This is a genomic window from Psychrobacter alimentarius (genome assembly GCF_001606025.1).
Classification (GTDB): domain Bacteria; phylum Pseudomonadota; class Gammaproteobacteria; order Pseudomonadales; family Moraxellaceae; genus Psychrobacter; species Psychrobacter alimentarius.
The window spans coordinates 2,024,277-2,036,251 of the sequence record NZ_CP014945.1; the positions used below are offsets into that span (position 1 = coordinate 2,024,277).

Annotated in this window: 9 protein-coding genes; all 9 read right to left on the reverse strand. The window is 37.9% G+C overall.

Annotated features, from left to right (window positions below; all coding sequences use genetic code 11):
• Positions 1-245 precede the first annotated feature (245 nt).
• Complete coding sequence (locus tag A3K91_RS08210; RefSeq protein WP_062844823.1) at positions 246-1,511, reverse strand: PDDEXK-like family protein; 1,266 nt, start codon at positions 1,509-1,511, stop codon at positions 246-248.
• A gap of 36 nt (positions 1,512-1,547) precedes the next feature.
• Positions 1,548-2,000: a DUF1810 domain-containing protein gene (locus A3K91_RS08215; protein ID WP_062844824.1), complete on the reverse strand. Its 453-nt coding sequence runs from the start codon at positions 1,998-2,000 to the stop codon at positions 1,548-1,550.
• A gap of 89 nt (positions 2,001-2,089) precedes the next feature.
• A complete protein-coding gene (locus A3K91_RS08220) occupies positions 2,090-2,764 on the reverse strand; it encodes a hypothetical protein (RefSeq protein WP_062844825.1) in 675 nt (224 codons plus the stop codon).
• A 24-nt stretch (positions 2,765-2,788) separates the two neighbouring features.
• Positions 2,789-3,883, reverse strand: coding sequence for a helix-turn-helix transcriptional regulator (locus A3K91_RS08225; protein ID WP_062844826.1), 1,095 nt, complete (start codon positions 3,881-3,883; stop codon positions 2,789-2,791).
• A gap of 17 nt (positions 3,884-3,900) precedes the next feature.
• Positions 3,901-5,067: a PD-(D/E)XK nuclease family protein gene (locus A3K91_RS08230; protein WP_062844827.1), complete on the reverse strand. Its 1,167-nt coding sequence runs from the start codon at positions 5,065-5,067 to the stop codon at positions 3,901-3,903.
• 95 nt (positions 5,068-5,162) lie between these two features.
• The gene (locus A3K91_RS08235) at positions 5,163-6,020 is read right to left on the reverse strand and encodes a PP2C family protein-serine/threonine phosphatase (protein WP_062844828.1); all 858 of its coding nucleotides are present in this window, start codon (positions 6,018-6,020) and stop codon (positions 5,163-5,165) included.
• 184 nt (positions 6,021-6,204) lie between these two features.
• Positions 6,205-6,726 (reverse strand): hypothetical protein, encoded by a 522-nt coding sequence (locus A3K91_RS08240; RefSeq protein ID WP_062844829.1) that lies wholly within the window; start codon positions 6,724-6,726, stop codon positions 6,205-6,207.
• A 97-nt stretch (positions 6,727-6,823) separates the two neighbouring features.
• Positions 6,824-7,843 (reverse strand): WG repeat-containing protein, encoded by a 1,020-nt coding sequence (locus A3K91_RS08245; protein WP_062844830.1) that lies wholly within the window; start codon positions 7,841-7,843, stop codon positions 6,824-6,826.
• A 400-nt stretch (positions 7,844-8,243) separates the two neighbouring features.
• Positions 8,244-11,798: a TM0106 family RecB-like putative nuclease gene (locus A3K91_RS08250; RefSeq protein WP_062844831.1), complete on the reverse strand. Its 3,555-nt coding sequence runs from the start codon at positions 11,796-11,798 to the stop codon at positions 8,244-8,246.
• Positions 11,799-11,975 lie beyond the last annotated feature (177 nt).

Here is an 11,975-nt window from a genome sequence, read left to right on the forward strand (position 1 = left end):
CGTAAACTCTCTAATGAAAAAGCGTATAGCCCTACCTAATCAAGTATTGGCTTATCTATTATCCTAACCTCGGTAATATGATTTATCGAAAAATTACGATGAGCTTCTAACTGAACCGCCCCGAGATTGTCTTACTCTCTCAGGATCTTAAGACTCCAACAATCCTGAGGCAGTTCACTATAGCGTTGTTTCCGACTTTACTACTTAGCTCTAATATATAAGTGGCTTCATTGATTGTTAAAAAATTATTTAGTTAATAATCCATTATCATTTAACACTTTATAGTACCAATCAAGCTCTGCAATAATTTTATATGCCATTTTTTTATTATGGATTTGTTCCCATGGCTCAGTTTTAGACCACCAATCATGTGGTTCAAAATTATACCAAGCACACCAATAACCTCCTTTTTCTTTGTCTTCTTCTGCTTTTATATTTTCACTAGCAAGACTATGGCCATCTTTACACTTAGTTAGAATTTTTTCATAATATTCATAGTCTGGCTTTACATCATCATTAGCTATAAAAATCCCTAAATAAGGAAAGTTGAAAACCGTACCTCCAAAACCTAAACAAAACTCTAAAGCACTTTCTTTAATATTAAAAGTGATTTGCTCTTCTTTCTTGATACCTTTTAGATTGGTTTTAATCATTGAATAAGGTTTGTTTCCTTTTGCAATGATAGTCGTAAGATCGTGTTGTAACTTCTCAATAAGTTGCTTTTTCATGTCATGAGTACTTAAAGCTATTTTTAATGCGCTAGTTATATTTTCTTGACTAGATAGCATCGTATTTAATACAGACTTCGCTTCATTCATATTTTCTATTCCCATGAACTGTTTTTGAATAAACTTAGTTAGCTGTGCAATAAATTCACTCACACTATGATTTTGGCATTCTACTTGACACGCTTTGAGCCAACCAATCAGATCGCTAAATCTAAGATGACTATATTGATTACTGGTTTTCCAATATTCTAAGGTTTTAGTATCAACACTATATTCACTTGGTACGTCATTATCTTCGTTTAGATAAACAAGATGCCACAGCTTGTGTTTCCTATTTTTAAGTTCAGTAGCATAATCTTTCATTTGGTCAAGTTGATCTGCTGCATAAGGTTTGTTTTCGATACAAATACCGTAGCTGTCATTACCCACCTGACATCTTAAGTAAATATCCATACGACGCTGGGTGTTACTTTTTCCCGTTATTTCTTCAAGAAAAACCTCTGTTTTCTCAAGGTTATTGAGCATTGTCTGCCAGTTATCATCTTTATATATAACAGGCAGACAATGCTCAACGAATAACCTTAAAAAGCTTTCTTGCTGAGCATGACTTCCTTTAGGATCAAGCAGAGCCGCTAGAATACGACTAAGTCCTAATTCATCGGTATTAATATAATCAAAAGTACTGAAGTCTGGAGACAGTTGACGGCTATAGAGTGCTTGCGCTGTCTCTAATGCATTAATCTTTTGGCTCACATCATTGATTAAACTTTGCACGGTACTCATACTCATCTATCCTCTCAAGATCTCACTCGGTTTTATTCACTTATATTGCTGGTCATTGATTTGCTTTAGTATTTTAATAGTGTTTATATCGTAACTGCCTGCGTAGAACTGATATAAAAGTTTCTCAAATACACACTTATTACCAGCAGCAAAAGCAAATAACGTTAGCGAAGATTGCAGCTTCAAGTTATCTGGTGAACCAAAGATATTTAAAGCGCTTTTATCAGGGTGCAACAGTAGTAATTCAGCGCACTCTATCAATTTTGCTCCAAGCACCTCATGCTGCAAATACGCTTTCGCTTGCTCCAGACTCCCTATTGCAAATCGTCGAGACATTTTACTGTGCCCTAATCCTTTCACCTGTGGAAAAATAAACCACATCCAATGCGTACGTTTATGACCTTGGGTCAACTCTTCAATCACTTGTGAATAGATAGTATTTTGAGCTTGGATAAAATCATCAAATAAATCTTTATCTATCGTTGTCATTTTCTGCACTCCTTGCTATTTAATTAATGAGCGTTTGCCTGCCTGCCACGCTCACAACGTACGTAAAACCATATATAGTTAATGCTAGACTAACTAGCCACATATATCGCCCCCATCCAATAATGGTCAGGTTTATCAATCATCCTATTGCCGTAAAACACTTTTGAATCGTCAGCAATCCGACTTTCAACAGCAGTTGTGACGCTAAAGAACTCATCAAGAGATAGCTTATGATCGCTTTCAATATCAAGCATCATATATTGGGTACTAAGACCTTCAGGAATTTGATTGAGCAGATGATTAACGGTACTCTTTATTTGTTCTGAATCTGGTATGTCCGTTGCCCTAGCCTGTATAAAATTGGCAGGCTTTTCAGCCCCGCAAGATTTTTTGATATCATTAACATCTATACCAACCTTATCACGATCAGATAATACTGATTCAAACACGGTTTTTATCTGCCCGACTTCATCAGCTTTGCAAACAATAATACCGTCTATAACCTCGAACCTATCAATGTGCTTATCTGTGGTTTGTAGCGCAAACAATGTGCAACCGACTTGTTGTTGTAGATTTAGCAATGACTGTTCATCCCAACCATCTTCAATAACAATAAACCCAACCTCAGACAAGTGGTAGCTATCTGCTTGCGGTCTATACAAAGTAGCTAAAGGTATGGGCTCTATCTGAAGCTCATCATTACATTCTTTTTTAATATCATTTTTTAGAGTCTGTTTATTTTTAAAAATACTATCTACTGTCATACTCGGCTCCTTTTTAAAATGAAATTATTCATCGGTTTTATAAAGCTGCATCCCACTTTCTAGACGCTCAAGAATAACTGCCTTTAGCTCTAATGGTTCAATGACGACCGACAATTGCGACATACTTACCAGCCAATCTTGCAAACGAGTCGTATTAGCAACTGTAGCGCTGACTTGATTCCAAGTGTCATCGATAATAGTAATTTGCTGATCTATCGATAAGGGACGCTCATAAAGATGCTGACAGGCATATTTCTGTACTTTTAAAATCAGTTTAATCTGGGTATCGTCGGTCGGCTCTAACCTACCCAGTTTATGCAAACTCTTTAACGAAAAAGCATCTCGCCCTACCCAGTCAGGTATTGGCTTATTTATGACGCTAGCTTGGGTAATACGGTTAACTGCAAAATTGCGATGCGCTTTTAACAACTCCTTATCATCGATATGATCGTTTACTGGATAAAAGCCTGTTAGATACATCATGTTATCGATAAATACCAAACCGCACGGATAGATCAACTTTTCACTAGCATTATCGTCCCACTTTTTTTGATAACGAATATGAAGTTGCCTGTTCTCTAACAAGGCTTTATGAATGCTGGTAAGTACCTCACTATTAAGGGTTGGCGCTTGTACGATGCTTGGCAAAGTTATCAGATGCAGCTGCCACTGTCCTAATGAGCTATTGGCGAAAACGTACTGATCTTGACGTTTAATTTGCGATAGCTTAGCAGATATGATCTGCTGCATAGAGACTGGCAAATAGTTAGCGGTGTAATTACTGAGCATCTCCCAAAAAAATACGGTTTGCTCGCTGACAACATCGGTACTAAAGCTTGGCTCAATATAGAAGCGTGCGGTTTGACCGTTGATGTTTTGCTCCCACGCTGGCACTCTGACTAGAGCATCATTATGAAAAATATTATCGAAAATATTTTTTAAGCTGGTCAAATCGTTCTCTAAATTTTTTCGGTCGCTGGCGAAGCAATCAGGATTATCACCATAGGCGCTCATCAGCTCGGTAAGCGAGACAGCTTTAGCTTTATCACGCGGTAGACGTTGATAGAGGATAAACAAGCGCTCTGATTTGGTGTAGCTGGCGATAGGATGATTTGGCATTGTTAAATCGCTTATTTTTAGTTCAATAATTGGTGATTCAACTGATGCTTATCCGCCTCGTAATCGTTTAGAATCGCCATTAATTTAACAATTCTTTCTGATACCTTTTTTATTTCAAAGTCGTTGTACTTCCACATAAACCTCCAAGTATTGCTCCCATCAGATTTGTTCTCGTAGGTCTTAATATTAATTTCGCACTGTTTCAATAAACTATCTACTTGGTCCTTAAAAATTCCATTTTCGTTAAAAAAATCTATATGAATCGTAAAATTCATTTCGTTAGCTTCGTAATTCCTAATACAGAACACCACACATGAAGATGAGTTTTCCCATCTTTCGTTATAAAATCGAATATACGGTTCATAATAATTCCATTTATCAATTTTTGTTTTACCAGAAAAACCTTGCAAACTATTTCTTAAATCAATGTTTATCTTCGCAGCTATTTTAGGAATAATATCCTTATAGAGATATTCACTTAACTTAAAGTAGTCATTTATATTTTTCGTCAAAAACTCAATCTCATCTTCACTTATTTCACCCACGTTATCTAACTCCTTTAAATGTAATAAAAACTCTCTAGCGAACAGACCCCACTTGTTATAGGGGTTATCTAATAACGCCTTTGATAAATGCGGTTCAATAGCTTCTACTAAATTTTGATAAGAAATGCCGTGCCAACCATTATTCTTAATGACATCATCAATTCTACCGTCAAGACAAAGCACTATTTGGACTAAGTTCTTGTCTCGCTCATCTTCTTTTTTATTGTCTGTAATACGGTGCCTACCATAGCTGGTGTAGTCATCAAACGGATTATTTTGCTCATGATAAATCTTACACTCGACTATGATTAAGGCGTCTTTCGTTTCGATTAACAAGTCGATGCGATTGCCTTTGGCGGTTGATACTTCAGTCTCTACATTTTCCAAGCTGCCAAGGGTAGCCATCTTGTTTTTGTTTTCTAATAAATATTTTAGCCCTTTAAAAAAGCAATCTCCTAAATTATGAGCTTTAGCTTTGTCTAGAAAGAAGCTGAGCAGTTCCGTCGTTGGGTTTTCAAAGTGACCACGAGCACCGACATCAAATAGTGTGAGCTCTTTGGTTACGATATCTAGCTGTTTAAACTTATCGAACAGCGCTTTAAAGCTTTTTAGATTAGATCCACTTGCTAAATCAGTCATTTATTTTCCTTAAAATGAATGGGTCTTCAGTAAAACTAACAGGTTGAATAGCCAAGTAGGCGCCAAATTTGTAGAATTAGTACGGTTTAACAATCTCATTCAAAACGAACCAATGTCGCGGTGCCATTGTCATAAGCATTGCCATCGGAGTCATAAACTTGGTTCTTGAGATTGATTAACCAAGCTTGTAAATCGGTTTCAGCACTGACAAGTTGCCAATGACGACTCGGCACCAAGTCATGAATACCATCCGTACAAACCAAGAGACAGTCGCCACTATTAATATCAATCTTGCAAGAGCTGCCTTCTGGTGCTTCACTGCTTAGATAACTTTCGTCAGCCGTCAATACAAAGCACTCAGTAATACTATATAAACTCCCCGCCATACCTTCTCGGTTATAGTCAGCGAGCTTCGCTTGGCTACCTTGTTCTTGTGCCTGCTGGTCAATAAGCTCATTCAATAGATTATGATCTCGAGTCAGGCACTGCCACTGTGACGTCCCTTTAGGTAGCCAATAAATACGACTGTCACCCACATGCGTTATCGTCGCCTTTATTGTTCCATCGCTATCTAACTCACAGGTAACCATCGCGAGGGTTGCCGCCGCGCCATGACGCTTAGATAAATGCTTGGTTTGATTAATCAGCTGATGAATACTGTCTGAGCAGATATTCTTCTGATCGTTCCATAACCTTCTGATTGCTTTTACCACCGCTTTTGAGCAGTGCTGCGAGTGATTAGAGCTTGCCACGCCATCAGACACTGCTAGGCAAAATGGTAATGCAACTGGTGTCACTGCCATCACACCTAGATCTTCTTGATACCAATTATCTAAAAAGAAAAAAGCGTCTTGCTGCAGGTTATTACTAGCATTCCCTAGAAAGGTAATTGCACAGGTCTGTGCAATAGAAAGAGTTTCTTTTAAAGGACAATGGTCAAGAGAAAAAGCCATGATGGTAAGCCTATATGTTTGTCATAGAGGCTAGTATATCTGACTACCTGTAAATTTATTTTCTAGGTTAAAATATAAGATCATTTAAATAGCGCATGAGTAGCACAAAGTTGCTTTCTATAAATAAAAAGGTGATGAACGTTTCGCCCATCACCTCTTATGCACTATTTTAGGTCAACAAAACTTAATACTCTCTTACCATATCCTTTTGGGCTTTGTCATACTTAAAACAAAAAGGTTGATCTACATAGCTGTCAGACATTCTATAAGCATCGATATTGCCTGAGAAACAAAAGCGGTTAGATTTAATACTAAAATCAAAATCAATCGTATCGCCTTTCTTATTAACGATCATTGGCTTACCATTTGATCCAGTTGCCGCTGATAACGAATAACTAAAAGGTACTACTGTCTTACTAGCAGGGTCAATCACAACCAAACGATAAGGTTTTTTATTAACATACCCCGTAGCATTGGTTTCAAAAATATAGATAATCTGATTACCATTGAAGTTAGGCTTGCGCTCTTTCATAACGGTTGCATAGCTTTTCAAACGACTGTCTGTGCAAAATTTCTCGTCCTCATAATCAAAATCACATTCAACCACTGTGACACCATATTTTGTTTTAGGTGCTGCATTAGCCGTAGAGGGTAGACCTAAGATAATCATCGATGCTGCTAGTAGCAGGCTTGTCCTTTTAAACATGAAATTTTTCCTATAAATTTAAATAAATTGAGTACTTTTTACGCGGCTCACTTTCAGATGTCAGTAAGTATGCATTTTTAAGAATAGATGTGAGAAATTACTGATCGTTTTGCGGATAGCGCTCTTGGTCTATCTCATTCCAGTCCATGTAGGTTTTTTTAGAAAGCACTTTCCCTTGGCGGTCTAATGTATAGCGCGTGATACTGTCATAGCCATTATCATAAGCATTAGCGCTTTTAGTATTTAGGTTATAGACATCGAGCTTCCCATTTTCATAGCGACCACCATCGACATCTACGGCATCCCCCATTGGCTCTATATAAGCCATGTCATATTTTGGTGAGACAATGACCTTACCTGTTTTATCGATGACACCCCATTTACCACTTCTATAGTCTCCAATCTTGACAGCAGACAGTCCTTCTGAGAACTCCATTGCCTCATCCCATTTAGCTGCTATCATTGTTTTGCCAGAGGTGTCCACAAAGCCTGTTTTGCTCTCTTCATCACCCAATGTAGATGTGCTATATCTGGCCAATCCTTCTGAATAGTCATCTAGCCAGTTAAATTTAAACGGTACGACTGTTTTGCCTGTTTTATCAATTGCTCCAAATTTATCGTTTTTACTCACCACTGCTAGCCCATCATTAAAGTCACCGGCACTCTGATATAAATAAGGTATGGTCATTTTCCCTACCTTATTCATATAGCCGTATTTACCGTCTTTATATGCGGCTACCATACCTTCTTGGAAATCTCGAAAATCAATATAATAGCCACCAGTCATCGGTGCTTGATGCTCAACAGGTATGACTAATTTACCCGCTTCGTTAATATAGCCTTGCCAGTACAGATAGTCTTCATAGTCCTCACCGCCGTCATAGCTCTTGACCATTCCCATTTTCATGATCGCGACACGAGCCATACCTTCAGAGAAGCCACCACAGCTATAATATTTTGCAGGTACGATGACTTTTCCTCTGTCATCTTTGTAGCCACACTGAGGTTGCTCCGTATTCTCTAACTCAAAAGCTTGTAAGCTAGCGGTTGCACTACTTGCGCCAAACGCTGCACATAGACCCAATATCATCGCCCCTTTAGTCTTATTCTTCTTCATTCCAGTCTCATTAGTAAGGTGTAAATGCTATTTGCAATCCACAAACATATCTATGAAATACAGTCAATAGATATCGCTAAATTCAATAAACAATAGTAGTCAACTTTATTTTAATAATCAATATATATGTTATGCGATATAGTAATTTTAAATAGTCTCGAAGAATCTAAAGGCACAAAAAAGGACACAACGTCATCGTTATATCCTTCTGTATATTTTATGAATATTTACTATGGCTTCGCTATGACATAATAAAAGATTTAGGGTTTACTGTTCAGACTATTAATATCATTTTTGAAATTCATAAACAGTCTACTTTATCTATCCTCAAAATTTTTAGAACTCAAAAAATCTATTATTTCACTCGACCAGTTACATCTACTTCGTTAATAAAATATTATTAATGTAGAAATATAGCTTGTTCTGTATATGTAGCGTTTGTATCGCTACTCATATACATGACTGCATTAAATAAATTTACTTTTCTTAGCTGTTCGACACTGTTAACAGAGGTATTACCAAGATTAGGATTTGCTACTACGATAGCTAATGTTTGCGCTCTAGAAATCGCCACATTAATGCGGTTTTTATCGAATAAGAAGTCCATACCTCGAGGCGACTCATTGGCATCACTAGCACACATACTCAAAAATACGATTGGAGACTCTTGACCTTGAAATTTATCTACGCTTCCAACTTTTGCTTGTTTACCCAAGACGTTTTTTAGCTTACTAACTTGATGATTGTATGGGGCGACAAACAACATATCGTCCCATGTGATTGGTCGAACAACTGCCTCTCCATTATCTTTAGTCAAACCAGTATGAAGCATACAACCCAGTAGCGACTTAGCCAATTGCTCAATCATTGCCACTTCCTCATCAGAAGCTTGAGTATTACCCTCATGCTCTACAGGAACAAAAATAATGCCTGCCTCGGTGTTTATGTGCATATCTAACGTTTGGGGGACAATACTATGATTGGCTGTGGGTTCTAATACTTTTAAAATACGCTTATCATTATCAAGGTGAGATCTTAATTTGCTTTCATAGATTAGCTGACTGATAACTGTGTTGACCTTACTATGCATACGATAGGTCATGTCTAAGAACACACCCATATCTGCAGATATGGTTGGTGTATCATGTAATAAATAGTCCAGTATAGATAGCCCGCTTTTAGCAGGATGCGTACCTTGTGAAGGTTGACCTAGTTGCATCTGATCACCCATCAATACCAGATTTCTAGCGCTACGACTCATAGCAACTAAGTTGGCTGTTGATACTTGACCTGCTTCATCAACAAAAAGATAATCGAGCTGATCTGCCATGTCCTCACGAGCAAATCCCCATGCAGTTGTGCCGACAACACATGCTGGCTGAATATGATTGGCTAATTGATTGTTGCTTATTATAGTCACGTCATAATCAGAAAGTTCATCATCTGTTTCTTTGGTGCAGAAAGACGATGCTTTTATATTATTCTGTTTACAGTGCTTGGCCGTGCTAAGTAATAGATTGTTGATCGCTTTATGGCTATTACTTGAGATACCAATTTTCGCCCCTGACTTAAGCAAATGAGCGATTGCATGTTTCCCTGTGTAAGTTTTACCTGAACCCGGAGGACCTTGTATCGGCAGGTAACTACTATCGAGATTACTAATGGCTATGATGACTTGCTTTAAGCGAGTATCTGGTTCCTCACTGCTGACGATATCACCACCTTTGTGATTTAATAGTCTTGGCTTTACACCCGTTAAAAAATCCATAATGGCAGATTTTTTCTGTCTAAATAAACCTTGTTCATACTCGACCACCGTTTTAAATACTGCTTCTGCAATAACCTTACTAGATATAAGTTCATCGGGAATGAGCGATACCATACTTGGTGGTTCATGTTTAGCTTTGAGTACAATTACCCCATTTCCTAAATCACTATCCTCTTTAACCAACCCTACTGTGACGTTTTTATCTTCAGATGTTTCTACCCCAAGGACATAAAAATTGTTTGCAGCACCTTTGAATTCTTGATTAATATCAAATCGGTATTCGTAACTTAGATTTCTAGCTTTTGGTGATGATTTGAATGGCTCTCTTTGTGTACGCTCGCAAAGAGCAAGACAATCTAGGTCATCCATAAGCATCACTTCCTCTGAGCCAAGCCGATCAAATAACCTCCAGAATAAAGGCTTGGCCTCGCGACGATGAAAATCTAACATCCATGCTAGATTCTCAGTGAGTTGTGCTTGCTTAGAGTCGACTAGTAACTCTGTTTGGGCTTGGGCTAATAGACGGTCACGCAGTGCAGTAACCATAGTTGCTTCTTCAGATATTTCTGGCTCAATAACTTCAGCTTTACCTAAATAGTCAATATTATGAATTGTTTGTTGTTCTCTTAGCCATACTGCTAGCTCTTGCGTCGAGTCACAATCATCAATATTATAATCTCGAATATCACTAAGTATTTTTGAAGTTTGCCAAGTATCTCCTTCCTCGCCCCGTTGGTATAACGCTCGCCACTGGTCATAAACAATGATCGAATCACTGCCGTTACCCACTTGTGTATTACGCTTATTACGGTACAGAAGCTCCACATTTTTAATCGAGTACCGAGGAGCACCTAATCGCAAGCCGCCCTTTACTACCTTATATAAATCGACAAATACTTCATTTCTTAGTAGTTGATCAACCTCAAATTCACAGATACCATAGCGTCCCATCAGCTTACGACAAGCTGTAACTTCGTAACTGGCATAGTGGTAAATATGCATACTGGGGTCTTGTTGCCATCTATCGTAAGCCCAATGGATGAAATCTTGGAAACACTGTTTTTCCTGTTCACGATTGTGAGCCCAAAAGTCCTTGAACTGACGGTTGCCATGCTCATCCAAATAGCTATTACCCCACAGATATTCTAGCCCACCTTCATCGAGCGGAAAACCTTCAATATCAAAGAATACATCCATCGGAGAATCAGGTGGCAGTAATGTCAGTCCTTTTTTCTCACCTTGCGCAGGTTTTATTATTTCAAACTCTGGTCTAGCGCTATCAATCATCACCTCTGGTCTTTGACTTTTTAACTTACTCTTTATTTGTATACTCGCTTGAGCTTTAAGTTTAGTAAATATCGTAGAATGCATACCACCCACAGAAAATATAGATGAGTCTGCAAGCTGCTGCATGGTATGTATACCTACCTTATTAAGCTTCTTAATTTGTCCTTTGGTAATACTTGCTACTTGGCATAAATGATCTTTACTGAGCAAAATCTGTTCGGCATGGTTACTCCAGTTACCCCAACTTTCAGAATCAGCAGGGTTTGGACAATGATTTATGTGGAATTCAGCATGCTCTTTTAGAAAGGTGTCTTTCAATTTTAAGTAATAATAGTAAAAGTCATAAGTCCTTAATACTTGTACCTCACCATTGCCAAGAGCAACCGTAATATACTGAGGTAAACATCCTTGAATAGACTCAAGCATTTGAGCATAGCAACATAACTGAATGATAAATGTCGGCTTTACTCTACTGGCAAGCTTAGTATCCCATACCTCATAATGCCAATTACCAAAACTACTTGGTAGATGCTCTGGCTCATGATTCACCTTGACCAAGAAGTCAGCAAATCCTGCAAACTGATCCAGTTCCAGCCTTGCTTGCACAATTATTTCGACACCACTTTGCATTGCTTGCAAAGTTTTAGCATATCTTTCATCATTGTTCTCCCCCTCAATTTTTATTAGATTCTTACCTTCGGCTATAAACATTGCCTCCAGCTTATCCTCATGCTGATAACCTTTTTGTTGCAGCATTACCATGAGATCATCGTTGGGATCTTGCTTTGGTACTAACTCTGGATATTCTTGAGCAAACCTATCCATCCATGAAGCGAAAGGACTTTCCATATATTTGGTTAGATCCGATGGGGAGTAATACATATGCTCTTTTTTATACATGAAACATCCTGTTTTTCGAAATTTATAAGTATATTAATCATACTTATTTCCGCGACACTGGTTGTCGCGGAAATAAGTATTCGTATTGCAATTTTTATGGTTATAGTAGATATTAATGAAAAGATGTCTACTTATCAGGTTTTTTATCCTAGCTTGATAACATAGTCAATAAAAATC